Annotated in this window: 16 protein-coding genes; 9 read left to right on the forward strand and 7 right to left on the reverse strand. The window is 70.9% G+C overall.

Annotation, left to right across the window (positions count from 1 at the left end; genetic code table 11):
- The first annotated feature begins 21 nt into the window (after positions 1-21).
- The 5 genes from ACJJVL_RS08895 (at position 22) to ACJJVL_RS08915 (ending at position 4,624) form a co-directional block, all read left to right on the forward strand.
- Complete coding sequence (locus ACJJVL_RS08895; RefSeq protein WP_405218252.1) at positions 22-630, forward strand: ECF transporter S component; 609 nt, start codon at positions 22-24, stop codon at positions 628-630.
- On the forward strand, positions 627-2,072 hold the full coding sequence (locus ACJJVL_RS08900; protein WP_405218253.1) for an ABC transporter ATP-binding protein: 1,446 nt from the start codon (positions 627-629) through the stop codon (positions 2,070-2,072). The genes ACJJVL_RS08895 and ACJJVL_RS08900 overlap by 4 nt, the downstream gene beginning before the upstream one ends.
- Positions 2,069-2,869 (forward strand): energy-coupling factor transporter transmembrane component T family protein, encoded by an 801-nt coding sequence (locus ACJJVL_RS08905; RefSeq protein ID WP_405218254.1) that lies wholly within the window; start codon positions 2,069-2,071, stop codon positions 2,867-2,869. The genes ACJJVL_RS08900 and ACJJVL_RS08905 overlap by 4 nt, the downstream gene beginning before the upstream one ends.
- Complete coding sequence (locus tag ACJJVL_RS08910; protein ID WP_405218255.1) at positions 2,863-3,336, forward strand: hypothetical protein; 474 nt, start codon at positions 2,863-2,865, stop codon at positions 3,334-3,336. Before ACJJVL_RS08905 ends, ACJJVL_RS08910 begins: the two co-directional genes overlap by 7 nt.
- Before the next feature lie 217 nt (positions 3,337-3,553).
- Complete coding sequence (locus tag ACJJVL_RS08915; protein ID WP_405218256.1) at positions 3,554-4,624, forward strand: NAD(P)-dependent alcohol dehydrogenase; 1,071 nt, start codon at positions 3,554-3,556, stop codon at positions 4,622-4,624.
- Between the two features lie 16 nt (positions 4,625-4,640).
- On the opposite strand, the gene ACJJVL_RS08920 is transcribed toward ACJJVL_RS08915, so the two are convergent.
- On the reverse strand, positions 4,641-6,242 hold the full coding sequence (locus tag ACJJVL_RS08920; protein WP_405218258.1) for a DUF222 domain-containing protein: 1,602 nt from the start codon (positions 6,240-6,242) through the stop codon (positions 4,641-4,643).
- Positions 6,243-6,554: 312 nt separating this feature from the next.
- Positions 6,555-6,899 (reverse strand): metallopeptidase family protein, encoded by a 345-nt coding sequence (locus tag ACJJVL_RS08925; RefSeq protein ID WP_405218259.1) that lies wholly within the window; start codon positions 6,897-6,899, stop codon positions 6,555-6,557.
- Positions 6,900-6,975: 76 nt separating this feature from the next.
- Between ACJJVL_RS08925 and ACJJVL_RS08930 the strand changes: the two genes are divergently transcribed.
- Both ACJJVL_RS08930 and ACJJVL_RS08935 read left to right on the forward strand, forming a co-directional pair.
- Positions 6,976-7,827 carry a siderophore-interacting protein gene (locus ACJJVL_RS08930; RefSeq protein ID WP_405218260.1) on the forward strand — a complete coding sequence of 284 codons (852 nt, stop codon included), beginning with the start codon at positions 6,976-6,978 and terminating at the stop codon, positions 7,825-7,827.
- A gap of 51 nt (positions 7,828-7,878) precedes the next feature.
- Complete coding sequence (locus ACJJVL_RS08935) at positions 7,879-8,130, forward strand: DUF3253 domain-containing protein (protein ID WP_405218261.1); 252 nt, start codon at positions 7,879-7,881, stop codon at positions 8,128-8,130.
- 30 nt (positions 8,131-8,160) lie between these two features.
- Here ACJJVL_RS08935 and ACJJVL_RS08940 read toward each other — a convergent pair whose 3' ends face one another.
- Together ACJJVL_RS08940 and ACJJVL_RS08945 are read right to left on the reverse strand one after the other, a co-directional pair.
- Complete coding sequence (locus ACJJVL_RS08940) at positions 8,161-9,873, reverse strand: hypothetical protein (RefSeq protein ID WP_405218262.1); 1,713 nt, start codon at positions 9,871-9,873, stop codon at positions 8,161-8,163.
- Between the two features lie 9 nt (positions 9,874-9,882).
- A complete protein-coding gene (locus tag ACJJVL_RS08945; protein WP_405218263.1) occupies positions 9,883-11,811 on the reverse strand; it encodes an FAD-dependent oxidoreductase in 1,929 nt (642 codons plus the stop codon).
- Positions 11,812-11,857: 46 nt separating this feature from the next.
- Here ACJJVL_RS08945 and ACJJVL_RS08950 point away from each other — a divergent pair, with 46 nt between their 5' ends.
- Both ACJJVL_RS08950 and ACJJVL_RS08955 read left to right on the forward strand, forming a co-directional pair.
- Complete coding sequence (locus tag ACJJVL_RS08950) at positions 11,858-12,445, forward strand: helix-turn-helix domain-containing protein (protein ID WP_405218265.1); 588 nt, start codon at positions 11,858-11,860, stop codon at positions 12,443-12,445.
- 226 nt (positions 12,446-12,671) lie between these two features.
- Entirely contained in the window at positions 12,672-13,001 is a 330-nt protein-coding gene (locus tag ACJJVL_RS08955; RefSeq protein ID WP_405218267.1) for a hypothetical protein, read from the forward strand.
- Positions 13,002-13,666: 665 nt separating this feature from the next.
- Here ACJJVL_RS08955 and ACJJVL_RS08960 read toward each other — a convergent pair.
- From ACJJVL_RS08960 to ACJJVL_RS08970, 3 genes are read right to left on the reverse strand one after another with little or no spacing between them, the layout of a single operon-like run.
- Positions 13,667-15,130: a multicopper oxidase family protein gene (locus ACJJVL_RS08960; RefSeq protein ID WP_405218268.1), complete on the reverse strand. Its 1,464-nt coding sequence runs from the start codon at positions 15,128-15,130 to the stop codon at positions 13,667-13,669.
- Positions 15,130-15,396, reverse strand: coding sequence for an SHOCT domain-containing protein (locus tag ACJJVL_RS08965; RefSeq protein WP_405218269.1), 267 nt, complete (start codon positions 15,394-15,396; stop codon positions 15,130-15,132). The genes ACJJVL_RS08960 and ACJJVL_RS08965 overlap by 1 nt, the downstream gene beginning before the upstream one ends.
- A gap of 49 nt (positions 15,397-15,445) precedes the next feature.
- Complete coding sequence (locus tag ACJJVL_RS08970) at positions 15,446-15,847, reverse strand: DUF302 domain-containing protein (RefSeq protein ID WP_240239745.1); 402 nt, start codon at positions 15,845-15,847, stop codon at positions 15,446-15,448.
- Positions 15,848-16,192 lie beyond the last annotated feature (345 nt).

A 16,192-nucleotide genomic window follows, 5' to 3' on the forward strand; every position in this document is an offset into this window, starting at 1 on the left:
ACTCGGAGAAAGGCACTCATCATGACCACCACATCCACCGCGCCCGCGAAGCGCACCAGCAGCTGGCGGGTCGTCGACATCGTCGTCGCTGCCGTCCTCGGAGTCGCCACCGGCCTCATCTTCGTGCTCTGGAACGGCGTCGGCTACGTCTGGTTCAGCGCCATGGACGCCCTCACGCCCGGCTTCGGCGGCCTGGCCGCAGGCATCTGGCTGCTGGGCGGCGTGCTGGGCGGCCTCGTGATCCGCAAGCCGGGTGCGGCGCTGTTCGTCGAGCTGCTCGCCGCAACCGTCTCGATGCTGCTGGGCAGCCAGTGGGCGATCGAGACCGTCTATGCGGGCATCGCGCAGGGTCTCGGCGCCGAGCTCATCTTCCTGCTGTTCGCCTATCGGCGCTTCGGCCTGCCGGTCGCGATGCTCGCAGGCGCCGGCGCCGCGGTCGCGGCGTGGGTGCTCGAGCTCTTCACATCCGGCAACCTCGCGATGAGCGGCGAGTTCCTCGTGATCTACTTCGCGAGCCTCGTGGTGTCGGGTGCGCTCCTCGCCGGCCTCGTCGGCTGGCTGCTGACGCGAGCGCTTGCATCGACCGGCGTGCTCGACCGCTTCGCGTCGGGTCGGTCGCGCGGCAAGTGACCGGTTCTCGCGTCCGCGCGAGCGGATGGGGCTGGCGGCACGCCGGTCGCCATGCGCCTGCGCTCGCCGGGCTCGATCTCGACATCGAGCCCGGCGAGCGGGTGCTGCTGCTCGGGCCGTCCGGCGCGGGCAAGTCCACGCTGCTGTCGGCGCTGGCCGGGGTGCTCGGCGGCGAGGACGAGGGCGACGAGTCCGGTGCGCTGAGCGTCGACGGGGCCCACCCGTCGACGCTGCGCGGCACCGCGGGACTCGTGCTGCAGGATCCGCAGGCGAACACGATCATGTCGCGCGTCGGCGACGACGTGGCGTTCGGCTGCGAGAACCTCGCCGTGCCGCGGGATGAGATCTGGCAGCGGGTGCGCCACGCCCTCGATGCCGTCGGCCTCGAGGTCGCGCTCGACCGCTCGACGGCGGCGCTCTCCGGCGGGCAGCGGCAGCGACTCGCGCTGGCGGGCGTGATCGCGATGCGGCCGGGGCTCATCCTGCTGGACGAGCCGACCGCGAACCTCGACCCCGCAGGGGTGCTCGAGGTCCGGGATGCGGTGGCGCGTGTCGCCGACGCCACGGGCGCGACGCTCGTGGTGGTGGAGCACCGCGTCGAGACGTGGCTGCCGGTCGTCGATCGCGTGGTGGTGCTGGCCGCCGGCGGCGGTGCCGTCGCAGATGGCACCCCGGCGCGCGTGCTCGACGCGCATCGCGAGCCGCTCGCGGCCGATGGCGTGTGGGTGCCGGGCATGCCCGTGGACATCGCCCGCGGCCATCGCTCGCCGGGCGGCCCGCTCTTGGCGCTCGACGCCGTGCAGGCGGGCCGCGGCGACCTGCCGGTGCACGAGCCGGTCACGATCGACATCCGCGCCGGTGAGTGCCTGGTCGTCACGGGCCCCAACGGTGCGGGGAAGTCGACGCTGGCGCTCACGCTCGCCGGCCTCATGCCGCCGGTGCGCGGATCGGTGCGCGCCAGTGAGGCACTGCGTGCTCCGGACCTCCGCGAATCCGCACCGCTGCGGTGGCGACCGAAGCAGCTGGCGACGCGCATCGGCACGGTGTTCCAGCAGCCCGAGCATCAGTTCGTCGCCGCTCGCGTGCGCGACGAGATCGCGGCGGGGCTCCGAGCGCTCGGCCAGCCGCAGGCCGAGATCGACGCGCGCGTCGACGGACTGCTCGCCGCACTGCGCCTTGACGCGCTGGCCGACGCGAATCCGTTCACGCTCTCGGGTGGTGAGCAGCGGCGACTCTCGGTCGCGACCGTGCTCGCGCCCGCGCCGCGAGTGATGGTGCTCGACGAGCCGACGTTCGGCCAAGACCGTCGCGCCTGGCGAGAGCTCGTGCGCCTGATCGCATCGCTCGTGGACGACCGAGGCTGCGCGGTCGTCGCGGTCACGCACGACGCCGACGTCGAGCGCGTGCTCGGCGATCGGACGCTGCGGCTGGGGGAGTCATGACAGACATTGCTCGTGCGACGCCCGTTGCCGCGCGGTTGCTGCCGCTGGAGCGGGCGAACCCGGTCACGCCGTTCCTCGCCGCGCTGCTCTACTCCATCCCCATGCTGCTGACGATCGATCTCGTCTCAGCGGGCGTTGCTCTCGCCGGGTGGGCGATCGCGTTCGCGGCGGCCGGTATCGGGCCGCGCACGGTGTTGCGGCGCTCCTGGCCGCTGCTCATCGCCGCGCCGCTGTCCGGCATCAGCATGCTGCTCTACGCCGAGCCTGCTGGCCGCATCCATGCGCAGGTGTGGCTGGCGATCATCAGCGATCAGTCGATCGAGCTGGCGCTCGCGATCAGCCTCCGCGTGCTGGCGGTGGGCGTGCCGACGCTCGTGGGGATCGTGGGCCTGGATCCGACGAGGCTCGCGGATGGGCTCGCTCAGGTCGCGCACCTTCCGCACCGCTTCGTGCTCGCAGCCCTCGCCGGCGTGCGGCTGTTCGGTGTGCTGGGCGAGGACTGGCGGCAGATCGCCCTCGCGCGGCGAGCGCGCGGGCTCGGCGACACCGGCGCGGTGCGGCGCGCGCTGCAGGCGGCATTCGCGCTGCTCGTGGTCGCCCTTCGGCGCGGCGGCACCCTCGCGACGGCGATGGAGGCTCGCGGCTTCGGTGGTCCGGAGCGCACCTGGGCGCGGCCCTCGACCGTCGGCAGGGCCGACCTGGTGCTGCTTGTCATCACCGTCGCCATCACGGCACTCGCAATCGGCGTCTCGCTCGCGACCGGCTCGTTCCGACCGGTCTGGGAGGGCGCGTGGTGATCACGATCATCGACGGGCGCTCCGGGTCGGGCAAGACGGCGCTCGCGGCTCAACTGGCGAACGAACTCGGAGCCCGCGTCATCCACATGGATGACCTCTATGCGGGCTGGCACGGGCTCGCGGCAGGCTCTCGTCTGCTCGAGCGAGGCATCCTGCTGCCGATCGCGCGCGGTGAGACGGCGCACTGGCGGCGCTGGGATTGGCTCGCGGGCGACTGGGGCACCGCAGACCACGCGGGGCCGGCGGAGTCGCTCGTGATCGAAGGCTGCGGGTCGCTCACGATCGAGAGCCGTGAGCATGCGGATCGCGCCATCTGGTTGGAGGCGCCGGAGCGCGTGCGACGTGCTCGAGCGCTGCGGCGCGACGGGGAGGACTCCTGGTGGACGCTGTGGCGCGAGCAGGAGGATCTCCACATCAGCGCGAACCGCCCGGCGCTGCTCGCCGACGAGGTGCGACACACCGGCTGAGCTGCACCGATGAGCACGCTGCCAGCCCAGTCGGCGGCCGCATCCTGTTGCCTGCCGCTGCCCGCGGCGCTCGTGCCGCTGCCTGCGGCGCTCCTGCCGCTGCCTGGCGCGCTCCTGCCGCTGCCCGCGGCGCTCACATTTCGCCCAGGCTCTCCCCACCACGTGCGCGTAGTCTGACCGCCGGCATCCCGCATGCCACCGACTTCGAGGAGGCCCCATGCCGTTCAAGACCAAGGCACTGCAGAAGACCGCACCGGATCAGCCGTTCCGGGTCACCGAGATCGAGCGCCGCGACCCGCGCGCGCACGACGTTGTGATCGCGATCAAGGCGGCGGGCATCTGCCACAGCGACATCCACACGACCCGCGACGAGTGGGGCAAGGCGCCGTTCCCGCTGACGGTCGGCCACGAGATCGCCGGCATCGTCGAAGCGGTCGGCGACGCCGTGACCAAGCACGCGGTGGGCGACCGGGTGGGCGTCGGCTGCCTGGTCGACTCGTGCGGCGAGTGCGAGCAGTGCCTCGCCGACGAGGAGCAGGACTGCCTGCGCGGCAACGTCGGCACCTACGCCTCGAAGGACAGGGATGGGTCGATCACGCAGGGCGGATACGCGGAGCACGTCGTCGTCGACGAGCGCTTTGTGCTCGGCATCCCGGAGGGGATCGAGCTCGACGTCGCGGCACCGCTGCTGTGCGCCGGCATCACGCTGTACTCGCCGATCGACCGCTGGGGAGTTGGCGAGGGCAAGGCGGTCGCAGTGATCGGACTCGGGGGCCTCGGCCACATGGGCGTGCAGATCGCGGCCGCGAAGGGCGCGGACGTGACGGTCCTGTCGCGCTCGCTCGCGAAGGCGGATCTCGCGGCAGAGCTCGGCGCATCCCGCACCATCGCGACGGGCGAAGAGGATTGGGACGCTGAGCTCCGAGGCACGTTCGACGTCATCCTGAACACCGTCAGCGCCGACCTCGACCTCGACCGCTACCTGCGGCTGCTGAAGCCCCACGGGGCAATGGTGAACGTCGGGTTGCCGCCCGACGCCCAGTCGCTCGGTCTCGGTTCGCTCATTAGCGGCGGCAAGGTGCTTGCGGGCTCGAACATCGGCGGCATCCGTCAGACCCAGGAGATGCTCGACTTCTGCGCGCAGCACGGCATCGGTGCTGTCATCGAGCGGATCGGCGTCGCGGATGCGGATGCAGCCTACGACCGCGTCGTCGACGGCGACGTCAAGTTCCGCTTCGTGATCGACACGGCCACGTTCGCCGACGAGGAGGTCGTGCCTTCCACTTGAGCCGGGCGCACCGCGGTCAGAACGGCAGTGCGGCGGGTGGGGCGTTGGATTGCTCGGGTTCGCCGCGTTCGTGGGTGCCTCGTGGCCGGTCGTCGGTGGTTGTTGTGGTGGTGAAGCGTGGGCCTTGGGGTTGGGGTTCGTCGCGGTAGGTGTCGCCGAGGGGGTTGGTCCATTCGAGGATGCCGTCGGCGAGTTGTTGGACGGCCCAGCGGGTGGCGTGCTTCATGGTGTGGTGGCGTCGGCAGAGGTGGGCGAGGTTGGCGAGGGCGGTGGTGCCGCCGTCGGCGTAGGCGCGGGTGTGGTCGGTGTCGGCGCGGCTGACGGGGTTGTTGCAGCCGGGCCAGCGGCAGTGGCCGTCGCGGGCTTTGAGCCAGCGGCGCATGGCGCGGTTGGGCGGGTAGGTGTCGACGGTGATGGGGATGCCGGTGACGGGGTGGAGGAAGAGTCGTTCCCAGGTGATGGTGTCGGCGGCGAGTGCGCGGATGGTGGCGGCGTCGACCAGGATGCGGCCATCGAGCATGGCGGGGTACTGCAGCTCCGGGTCCGGCGGGCCCTGGCGCCCGCCCGCGCCATCTCCCGCGTCTTCGCCACTGCCCGCCTCAGCGTCAGCGCCGTCGTCGCGCCGCTGCATGTCGTCGAGCAGCAGGGTGGTTGCGGGGATGGTGACGGCGATGGTGGCGGTGAGGGTGTTGACGCCGGTGAGGTCGTCCGGGACCTGACCGCACAGCAGCAGTTCGAGGAACGCGTCGGCACGGTATTGGTCGAAGGTGCGCGGGTCGTCCTTGTCCTTGGCTCGGGCGGCCTGGCTGAGCCGGTCGAGGGTGCCGTAGCCGAGCGCGGCGGGTACGCGGCCGGCGAGGACGACCATCCCGTCGCCGGCGTCGTCGACCCACACGGCCCGCTGCTCGCGGGCGAGATCGTGCCGCTGCTGCAGCGGGGCGGTGAGGGCCCGGTCGACGATCAGCTTCGCGCGCGACCGCAACCGGCCAGGCGTGGTGGTCTCGGCGATCGCGACCAGCGCCGCCTCCACCCGGGCCCGCTCGTCGGCGTCGACGTTCGCATCCAGGCGCAGCGCCCGGGTGGCCTGGTCGATGGTGCGCAGGTGCCCGGCGGTGATCCGGCCAGCCTTGTGGGACTGGTGCGCCAGCGGCAGCTCCCGCACCAGCTGCCAGGCGCCGGTCATGCGCTGCTCGATCGTGCGATCCGACAAGCGCAACTCGGCCGCCAGCACCGACGCGCTCTCACGCCGGGCGGTATCGATGTTGCCGCCGCCGTCGAGCAGCTGCGACAGGCGGGCGGCGAACAGCTCCCGCTTCTCCGCCTCCAGCCTGGCCGTGCGCGCCTCCAACGCCCGCATGCGGCCCACGAACTCGGCCTCCGCGGCCAGCTCACGCGTGTAGTCGGAATCGGCTGGCACGGGCAGTTCGGGGACGGTCATGCGGCCGTCGACCACCGCGTCGATCTCCGCCTCCGACAGCGCAGCGAGCCGCTCCGCCCAGTCGCGGTCGTCGGCATCCAGCGACGCCTGCAGCTCATCGGCGGACTGCCCGAACGGGTCGATGGCGCCGGCGCGGATCGCGGCGATGTAGTCCTCGCCATCGATGCCCCAGGTGTCCATGAGCGAAGGAAACCATGGGCCACTGACATGGAGAGCGTTCTCCACAGGGCGACGTCGGGGACGGTTTCGGTCTCGTGACGCGGACGCCTCCGGCGACCGCTCCTCGACCTACGAAGGTGGGACGCCGACGGCTACGCCGCCTGCTCCTCGACCTACGAAGGTGGGACGCGGACGGCTGCGGTGGGCGCTCCTCGACCTACGACGGTGGGACGCGGGCGGCTGCGGTGGGCGCTCCTCGACCTACGGGGGTGGGATGCGGGCGGCTGCGGCGGGGCTGCTCGACCTACGGGGTGCGGCGGGGCGGAGGAGGGGCTAGGCCCAGCCGAGCTGGTGCAGCTGCTCGTCGTCGATGCCGTAGAAGTGGGCGATCTCGTGCACAAGCGTCGTGCGGACCTCCGAGCGCAGCTCGTCGAGCGTCTCGGCCGTCTCCGTGTGCGGCAGTCGGTAGACCATGATGCGGTCGGGCAGCTCGCCGAAGCCGTAGTTGCCGCGCTCGGTGATGGCGACGCCCTCGTAGAGCCCGAGCAGGTCCTCATCGGGGTGCTCGTCCTCGACCAGGAAGACCACGTTGTCGAGCCCTTCGACCATCTCATCGGGCAGCTCGTCCAGCACAGCGGTCACGAGCTCCTCGAACGCCTCCAAGCGCATCTCGACCATCGACCCACCCCGTTCCGCACCTGCGTCGGAGCCTATCCGCCTTCCGGTCCGCACCCCGCTGCTAGCGTCGACAGCGATGAGCAACCCAGGCCCTGCGCAGCGTCCGCCCCGCCCACCCCGTCCCCAGCACGTGCTCGAGGTGCTCGGCAGCGAACGCATCGCCCCGAGCATGGTGCGCGTGCACCTCGGCGGACCCGGCCTGGCAACCTTCAGCCCGAACGAGTTCTCCGATGCCTACGTGAAGCTCATCTTCGTCAAGCCAGAGCTCGGACTGCAGCCGCCGTACGACCTGGCCGAGCTGCGACGGAGCCTGCCGCCGGACGACATCCCGGTGACGCGCACGTACACCGTGCGCGAGGTCGGCGCCGAATCCATCTCGCTCGACTTCGTCACCCACGGTGATGACGGTGGGCTCGCCGGTCCGTGGGCCGAGAACGTGCAGGTCGGGGAGCGGATCGCGCTCTCCGGCCCAGGCGGTGCCTACGCCCCGGATCCTGCCGCCGACTGGCATCTGTTCGTGGGCGACGAGTCCGCGCTGCCCGCGATCGCACGTGCGATCGAGTCGCTGCCGCCGGATGCGCAGGGCATTGCGATCCTGGAGGTGCGGGATGCGACCGAGCAGCTCGACATCGCCGCGCCGGCCGGCGTCGAGCTGCGCTGGCTGCATCGCGGTGCGCCGCGCCAGGAGACCGTCGGTCTGCTCGCCGAGACCGTGGCGGCGCTCGAGTTCCCCGAGGGACGCGTGCACGCGTTCGTGCACGGGGAGCGAGAGTCGATGAAGGCGATGCGCGATGAGCTGCTCGTTCGCCGCGGGCTCGAGCGCACACAGGTGTCGCTGTCGGGCTACTGGGCGCAGGGCCGCACCGAGGATCGGTTCCAGGCTGAGAAGCGCGAGCCGATCGGCGTGGTCCTGCCGCCGGAGCGCTGACCCGCGGGGCTGCGCGTGCGCGAACTCGCACTTCGCGCCAGGATGATCGGCATGGACGATGCGATGGAGACCGCGATCCTCGAGCTGCTCGCCGCGCGTCGCGAGGGCGCGACCATCTGCCCGAGCGATGCCGCTCGTCGCGTCGCAGGAGATGACCCGGCCGACTGGCGGCCGCGCATGGATGAGGCGCGGGCCGCGGCGGCGCGGCTCGTCGATCGCGGGGAGGTCGTCATCACCCAGGGCGGCGAGCCGGTCGATCCGCAACTCGCGCGCGGCCCGATCCGCATCCGGCTCGACGGCTGATGCGAGCGCGATGCGCGGTCTCGCATCGCGCTACTGGTACGTCACCAGATCGGGCACCGGAGAGACGTCGCGCATGGTCTGCTCGGGAGTGAGCATGGGGAGGTCTTCGTCGTAGAAGTTCTTCCAGCCCCAGTGCAGCCCAGCGGGGGCGTCACGCATCAGCGCTGCCCAGGTGGCCTGCTTCGCGGGCTGCGAGCCGAGCCCATCGACGTGGATGAGCATCGCGAGCTCCGGCCGCCTCATCTCGAGCGTGTCCCGATCCGTGATCATGTCCAGGCGGAACTGGTGCAGCACGAACATCTTCTGCGGCAAGCCGCGCTCGTTCGTGAGATCCGCGAGCCAGGTGACCACGCTGTTGATCTCGGTGGCGCTGACGGAGCCGATCTGCCGCAGGTGCACCTCGTCAGGGGCGAGGCGCCACTCGGGGTCGAGCGCGAGCCCGACATGCGGCAGCTCGAGCAGCGACTGGTACTGCTTCGCCTGGGTGAGGAAGTCGGCCCGTCCGGGCTGCAGATCGATCACGACCGAGATGCCCGCCTCGCCGGCCGCATCGATCAGCGGTCGCAGCGATTCGACCGGCAGCTCGTTCGAGTAGTTGCCATCCGCCCCAGCTTGACCAGCCGCGACCGTCGCGATGACCTCGAACATCGGCACCACGGTGCTGTCCGTCAGTGCCTCGTACGGGGCCGCGACCTCGCGGGCGCGCTGCACCGACCCGGCGACATCCTGCTCGCCGAGCACGCCGAGCACGCTCGTGCTCGGCGTGCCGTAGAGCGCGACGAACTGGCGCTCGTCGAACACGAGCTGTCCGCCGCCCGGCAGCTGGAAGCCGCTGCGCGCGGCGCGCACCCGCCAGTCCAGTGCGGGGTCCTCGCTGAACGCGGCCCCGATCGCGAGCGTCCTGCTCGTGGTGGAGGCGTGCAGGGCATCGATGACGGATGGCGCTGCCTGCGGGTTCGTGGAGCCCTCGGGCATGAGGTGCACGGCGATGCCCGCTGCTCGGGCGGTGGCGATGGCCGCGAGCTGGTCGATGCCGTCGACGGCCAGGGCGACCGTGTCATCGAGGGGCGCCGCGGGCACCGGCTGCGGCAGCGTGCCGGATTGCGGGGCGTCCTCGTCCGAATCAGCAGAGCCGCGCGTTTCGCCGTCGTAGGCAGCGATCGCCGCTGCGAACCCGACAGCGTCGGCTGCGGTCGGCGCGCCGAGCGTCACGCCGACGGCTTCACCCACGGCATCGGCCGAGACCTCGACCCGCTCGGCAGTCAGTGATCCGCCGTCGTCCTCCTCTGCGAGCGGCGCCACCGCGCCGACGATGAGCGCGGACGAGGCCTCGAGTCGCTCCAGTTCTCCCGACAGCGATGGCACCGCATCCTCATCATCGGACGTAGCGGAGGCGGCAGTCGTCGGTGGCGCGGTGGAGGCCTCGGTGGCGCTGGCCGCCGGAGCCAGCAGCAGGGGCACGCCGAGCTCGATCGCAGCTCGCGCGCTCAGCTCCTGCGCCACCGCGTCGCCGGACGCGGCGATGATGACGAGCGGCGAGCTGTCGAACAGCGCCCGACTGGTGGCGAGGGAGGCATCCGCGTCGCTCGCGTCGGCGATCACGGTCAGTGCGGCATCCGGATCGCTCGTCCGCACCATCGCGTCCTGCGACGGCTCGGGGTCGGCGCTCGTGCAGCCGGTCACGAGGAGCGCGACGGCCAGCGGCACCGCGGCGAGGCGGGAGAGACGAGAGCGAGGCGGCATGCCTCAACGCTACGACAGCGGGGGAACGCTGGGGCCTCGAGGATCGGAGATCGTTCGCCGAGCCTGCACCTCAGCCTCCAGATCTGCGGACGCGAGACTGCCGTGGACGCCCGAGCCCGTGGCGACACCGGATGCCATCGCGGCCGCGACCATCGCCATCTGCTCGCTCGCGTTCCCGGCGGCGAACACGCCCGGCACGGCAGTGGTGCCGCGCGCGTCCGCCGCGACCTGCCTGCCCCAGGGCGTCGGAACGGCCGCGCCGCCCAGGCTCTCGAACAGCTCGGTGCGCACCTCGAACCTCGGAGCGACGACGAGGGCGTCGAGGCCGTAGCGCTGCCCGTCGTCGAGTGCCGCTGCCTGCAGCCGGCGTCCGTCGAGCACGAGGCTCACGACGGGTGAGCGGACCACGCGCACGTGCAGCGCTGCGAGCTGCTCCGACTGCTCCGGCGTCGGTTCGGCTGCTCCCTGCAGGAACAGCGTGACGTCGTCACTGAGCTGGCGGAACAGCATGGCGTGGTGGATCGCGATCTCGTCCCTGGTGAGGATGCCGATGCGCTGGTCGCGAACCTCCCAGCCGTGACAGAAGGGGCAGTGCAGCACCGACGTCCCCCACGCCTCCCGGATGCCTGGGATGTCCGGCAGCGCATCGATCAGACCGGTGGCGAGGATGACGCGGCGGGCATGCACCCGGCTCGTCCCGCCGTCGACGTCGATCGTGAAGTCGTCGATCGCACCGCGCGCCGCAGTCGCTTCGCCACGCAGGATCTCCACACCGTAGCCACGCGCCTCCGCACGGCCCCGGGCCAGGAGCTCGCGGGGTGCGATGCCCTCGTTGCCGAGCACGTTGTGCGCGGCATGCGCGGGGGCGTTGCGAGGCTCTCCGGCGTCGATGAGGACGACGCGTCGCCGCGAGCGGGCGAGGGCGATGGCTGCCGCAAGTCCTGCAGCACCTCCGCCGATCACGACCACCTCCGCAGCGACCGTCGCACGCCGGCCCTGCGCGGAATCGTCCGCATTCGCCGCGGTCGACCGGTGCGGCTCGGTCGCGGGCGCAGCCGCCTCCGCGGGTCGCACGGCCACCCAGGTCGCCCGACCCGAGCTGAGCACGATCGTCGAGTCATCGGCCTCGAGGTCGGCGATCGCGCGCTCGAGGCCGGAGGTTTCTGCGGGGCTGAGGCCGTCGGCGATGCGATGCCGCCAGGACTCCAGCTGGTGCTGCAGGTAGCAGGCTCCTTCGACCGTGTCTCCGGCCGCGGCAAGGGTGTGCTCCTCGCGCCGCACCGACGCGAAGCCGGCTGCTGCGAGTGCGTGCGACCATTCGGCCTTCGGCGGGTACCCCGCCGCCTCGAGCTCGGCGACGATGCGGCCGCCGAGCCCCGCCACGCTGCTGCCGAGGTGCTGGGGCTCGAGGGCGAGGGTGCCGTTCATCTCGGTGACGACGATCACGCCACCCGGTCGCAGAGCGGCGAACGCCTGCCGGAGGACCGCCTGCGCGTCGTCGACATGATGCAGCGACAGCGAGGCCCAGATGAGGTCGACGGGGGCCGGGATCAGGCTCGACCAGTCGCCGTCGAGATCGGCGCGGTGCGCCGTGACGCGCTCGGCCACGCCGGCAGCGGCGGCGGCTGAGCCGAGCCGGTCGAGCAGATCCGGGGCGATATCGATGCCGTCGACGCGAGCGTTCGGGAACCGACGGGCCAAGGCGACGGAGCCAGCGCCCGTGCCTGCGCCGAGGTCGATGATCCGGGCGGGTTCGGAGCCGAGCGCGGCCGCGGCGGCGTCGAGCGCGGCCTCGGTCGCGGGTCTGGCGACGGCCGCCCCCAGGTCGAGGTGATGAGCGAGGTCGTCCGCGCCGTGGGCGGCGTGGGACGCACGGTCGCCGCCGAGGGAAACCGGGTCGTGGCGGGACTCATGGGAGGAGGGAGATGATGCGTGCATACGGCAACGGTAGACGTATTCGCGTTTGAGGCATAGTCTTTTGCCTATGACGCAAAGCAATGTGGATGCCGTGGTGCGCCAGCGCGTGCGTGCGCTCCGACTGGCTCGGGGATGGACGCTCGAGACGCTCGCTTCCCGCGCGTTCGTCTCGATCTCGACGTTGAGTCGCATCGAGACGGGGCAGCGCCGCATCGCACTCGAGCAGCTCGTCACCATTGCCCAGGCGCTCGGCACCACGCTCGATCAGCTCGTGGAGCCGGACGACGACGAGGACGTGGTGATCCGTCCCGCGGCCGAATCCATGAACGGCGCAACGCTGTGGCTGCTCTCCCGCGAGCAGGATCGCCGTGGGGTCATGATCGCCAAGATGCGCCTGCAGCCTGATCGGGAGCTGGGCGGACTGCAGGTGCATCCCGGCTACGAGTGGTTCACCGTGCTGCGCGGCATCATCCACCTGCAGCTGGGGGAGCGGACCGTGGTCGTCGATGAGGGGCAGGCGGCGGAGTTCTCCACCATGACGCCCCACGCCGTCCGCGCCCACGGCGGCCCCGCCGAGATCCTCACGATCCTGGATCGCGAGGGCAATCAAGCGCACTTCCCGCGTCGCTCCGCTGAGAAGGAACCGACCGGCTGAGCGCGATTCCGAAGCTGCGGGATGGGACAAGCCTGGGCCAGGCTCGAACGTCCGGCGGGTTACCCGCGTCGAACATCCGAACCTGACCCGTTCGGGGTACCTGAGTAGTACGTTCGGCAACTCCGCCTCCAAGACGAAAACCCTTGTCAACCGTTTGAATCGTGGGGTCTACGAGGTCTCGCGGCGTCCCCGGTGTAGCGCTCCGAGGGACGATCGGGGGCCAGTCGTGAGGACTGTCGAGACGGCTCAAACTTTTCTGACCGCTGCTGAGGTGGACACTCTCGTCGGCGACTACCTGGCCGGGATGGGCGTCAAGCAGCTCGCCGAGCGGTACGGAATCCATCGTGCCACGGTGTTCTCCCACCTCCGCCGCCGGAAAGTGCCGAGTCGTCGACCGGGGCTGGGCTTCGACGAGAAGGCGGAGGCCGTGCGGCTCACGCGGGCGGGTGTCTCGATGCGGGCGATCGGTCGCCGGATGGGCGTAAACCGCAAGGCCGTGCGAGCGGCGCTGGTCGAGGCTGGGCTCATCATGGACGACGCCAGCGACGGTTCATAGCGCACCTCCGCGGAGCTGATCCACTGGGGCTGTCGGCGCACCTCGTCGGTAACGAACGCCGAGAGGAACCGACGATGCCGAGCTTGAGTGAGCTGGCGACCGACGAACGAACCGCGCGAATGGTGCTGTCTATGCTCGTCGATCCCAACGATCCGGTGACGGCCGCGTCCTGGCCCGCCCCGGAGCTGTCGAGATGCTCCGGCTCGCCGAGCGCGATGGAGCGGTCGCGGGTCTCAGCGCCGTGGATGCGCAGGTCTGGCGCGCCCGTTTCAGCGCACCGGAGGCGAAGGACGTGGCTATGAGCATCGGCCGGGTTCAGCAGTCTGATGTTCGAGCGCCGTCTCGATCGTGGACGCCGATTCGGGACGTTCCGCGCCAGCGGCCACGCACCCTTCTGCCCGTGCGGCTGCACCTGGTACTCATGCACGAACTCGCGAATCTCCGACGCCGTGGACCCTGGACCGATAGACATGAACATCGCCTCCTGGCTGATCGTGAAATGATTCACAACCAGCCTGGCGAAGAGGGCGTGTCACGAAACAACGTCCCTGGGCATCACATCGAGACGCGATCCCGGCCGGCGTGTCGGGCCGTTACCGTCGACGGCGGCTCGCGGCCTACCGAGGCTCCGCGGGTCGCGGGAGCAGGGCGACTCGCGTCGCGCTTCACGCGGCGGCCTTCACCGTTCCCATCATCCCGAGGTCCTCGTGATCGAGGATGTGGCAGTGGTAGACCGTGAGGCCCGTAAACCGCGCGAAGTCGATGCGCACCACGACCGAGCCCTGAGCCGGGACGTTCACGACGTCCCGCCACTGGGTGCCGTCGATCGCCGATCCGTTCACCTGGATCAGCTGCATCGGCCAGACGTGCAGGTGGAACGGATGATCCATCGGCGTGGGGTTGCGGATCGTCCACTCCTCCACGGTCTCCGCGCCGACGCGCTGATCGATGCGCCCCGCGTCGAATGCGCGCCCGTCGAAACCCAGGGCCATCATCCCGCCCTGCTGCGGCATGCCCATGCCCATGGTCATGGTGAAGGAGATCTCGCGCCGCGCGTCGGGCGTGTGCGAGCGCAGGTCGGCGTCGGGCGCGCGCGGGGGCACGGCGGGCAGCACCGCGGCGTCGGGCCCGCGAACTTCGACGAAGGCGAGCAGCGCCGGGCCGGAGGAACTGCCCCCGCCGGCCATCATCCCGCCCATCATGGCGGCGCCCCGGTCGTAGCCGAGTGTGCGCAGCTGGGCACTTCCGGTCTGCATCGTCACCAGGAGATCCGCCCTGTTGCCGGGAGCCAGCAGGACCTCATCGACGGCGCGGGGCCGCGGTTCGTGCCCGGAGTCGATGCCCAGGAGCTCCAGCCGCTGACCAGGCAGCGCGAGTCGGAGGTAGCGCGCCGTGCAGGCATTGACGATCCGCCAGCGCTCTCGCTCCCGCGGCCGCGCGACGATCTCGGGCAGCAGTTGACCGTTGACCATCAGGAAGTCGCCCTCCCGGCCCATCATGCGATCTGCCTCCGAAGCGGCAGCGACGGCTCCGCCGGCGAACGAGATGTCCGAGATCACGAGCACCCGCTCGCGGGCGACCGCGAGCGCGTCGTCCTCGACCACGATGGCGCCGAAGAGGCCGCCGAAGATCTGATCGGCGACGTTGCCGTGGTGGTGGGGGTGATACCAGAACACGCCGCTGGGGTGGTCGCGCGGGATGTCGAAGAGGTAGTCGAACACCTCGCCGGGTGCGAGGCTGATGAGGGGATTGTCTCCGTTCCCTGCCGGGGAGACGTGGAGCCCATGCGTGTGGAGATTGGTCGGCTCGCGCAGGCGGTTCTGGAGGCGGACCTCGATGCGGTCGCCCGGGCGCACGCGCCACGTCGAGGCCGGGACGCTGCCGTTGTAGCCGAGCACGAGCGCCCTGCGGCCGGCTATCTCGTTCTCGTGCTCCGCGGCGACCAGCTCGGTGCGGAGCACGCCCCCGCGGCTTCGCAGCGAGCTCGGCTCGGCCAGCAGCCCGGAGGGCGTTACATCGGGCGAGGTCCAGGGCAGACCCGTGCTGCTGAGCCCGAGCCCACCGACCACCACGCCCGCGGCGCCGCAGGCGCCCAATACCAGAGCCTGGCGGCGGGTGATCGGCTCCATCAAGGAGCGTCGCGCAGGCGTGCGACTCGCTCGTCGTACTCAGCGTGGTCGATCTCGCCACGCGCGTAGCGCTCGTCGAGAATGGCGCGCGCCGATCCGCCTCGCGGTTCCGGTGGCCGGTGGTCTCCGCGGTTCAGACCGCCGGTCGCGAGCCGCACCGTCAGGACGACGAGCGCCGCGATGCCCGCGATCATCAAGAGCAGGAATACCCACCCCATTCCGGGGCCCATGCCGCCCCAGTTGCCCATGCCGCTCCAGTTGCCCATCAGCATGCTTCGACCTCCCCGTTCTCGTGCTTGAGGCGCAGTCGCGCCGTCACTCGTTGCCGCTGCCGACTTCGGCGAGCGCTGCGCCCAGGCGGTCCGCCGCTTCGTCTGCAACCGCTCGCAGCGCCTCGTTCCCGGTGACGTCGACCATGACCTTCGGGTCGAGCGCCTCGACGAGCGACGTGCCGTCGCCGGCGTCGCGCACCGTGACGTTGCAGGGGAGCAGCAGTCCGATGGACTCCTCCGCCTGGAGCGCGCGGAGCGCAAGGGGAGGATTGCACGCGCCCAGGATCACCTGCGACGGCATGTCGACGTCAAGCTTCGCCTTGAGCGTCGCTGCCATGTCGATCTCGGTCAGCACGCCGAATCCCTGCGTGGCGAGCGCCGCGCGGATCGCGGTGACCGCTTCGTCGAAGGGGAGGGCGACTGTCGTGGTGATGCCGTAACTCATGACTTGCTCCAAGCGACTCGGGGCGGGCGGGAGTCGGCCGAAGGCTTGTGCTGAAATGATCCGCGGTTCCCGCTGATGCATCTAACTATACCCCCGGTAGTATTGGAGAACAAGAGTGCGACAAGACTCACCTAGAGTGCTCGCGTAATGGGGTGCATGCCTCATTTGGGTTTTGCTCGCGAAACGCTGGTCATCGTTGGGGCGCTGCGGTGTGCTGGCGGGATGGGCTCTGAGCTGTCGATGGCGACCAGGCGTGAGATCACCAAGAAGTACGCGCGCGAGTACGCGACGGCGGCGAAGAAGGAGCGCGGGCGAATGCTCGACGCGCTGGTCGCGACGACCGGC

It is taken from the genome of Agrococcus sp. Ld7 (assembly GCF_045064095.1).
Taxonomy (GTDB): Bacteria; Actinomycetota; Actinomycetes; order Actinomycetales; family Microbacteriaceae; genus Agrococcus.

Bases quoted from the DNA above. Each gene is read 5' to 3' on its own strand.
- ACJJVL_RS08895 (WP_405218252.1), top strand. From the start codon at position 22: ATGACCACCACATCCACCGCGCCCGCGAAGCGCACCAGCAGCTGGCGG.
- ACJJVL_RS08905 (WP_405218254.1), top strand. From the start codon at position 2,069: ATGACAGACATTGCTCGTGCGACGCCCGTTGCCGCGCGGTTGCTGCCG.
- ACJJVL_RS08915 (WP_405218256.1), top strand. From the start codon at position 3,554: ATGCCGTTCAAGACCAAGGCACTGCAGAAGACCGCACCGGATCAGCCG.
- ACJJVL_RS08920 (WP_405218258.1), bottom strand. From the start codon at position 6,242: ATGGACACCTGGGGCATCGATGGCGAGGACTACATCGCCGCGATCCGC.
- ACJJVL_RS08925 (WP_405218259.1), bottom strand. From the start codon at position 6,899: ATGGTCGAGATGCGCTTGGAGGCGTTCGAGGAGCTCGTGACCGCTGTG.
- ACJJVL_RS08930 (WP_405218260.1), top strand. From the start codon at position 6,976: ATGAGCAACCCAGGCCCTGCGCAGCGTCCGCCCCGCCCACCCCGTCCC.
- ACJJVL_RS08935 (WP_405218261.1), top strand. From the start codon at position 7,879: ATGGACGATGCGATGGAGACCGCGATCCTCGAGCTGCTCGCCGCGCGT.
- ACJJVL_RS08940 (WP_405218262.1), bottom strand. From the start codon at position 9,873: ATGCCGCCTCGCTCTCGTCTCTCCCGCCTCGCCGCGGTGCCGCTGGCC.
- ACJJVL_RS08945 (WP_405218263.1), bottom strand. From the start codon at position 11,811: ATGCACGCATCATCTCCCTCCTCCCATGAGTCCCGCCACGACCCGGTT.
- ACJJVL_RS08950 (WP_405218265.1), top strand. From the start codon at position 11,858: ATGACGCAAAGCAATGTGGATGCCGTGGTGCGCCAGCGCGTGCGTGCG.
- ACJJVL_RS08960 (WP_405218268.1), bottom strand. From the start codon at position 15,130: ATGGAGCCGATCACCCGCCGCCAGGCTCTGGTATTGGGCGCCTGCGGC.
- ACJJVL_RS08965 (WP_405218269.1), bottom strand. From the start codon at position 15,396: ATGGGCAACTGGAGCGGCATGGGCAACTGGGGCGGCATGGGCCCCGGA.
- ACJJVL_RS08970 (WP_240239745.1), bottom strand. From the start codon at position 15,847: ATGAGTTACGGCATCACCACGACAGTCGCCCTCCCCTTCGACGAAGCG.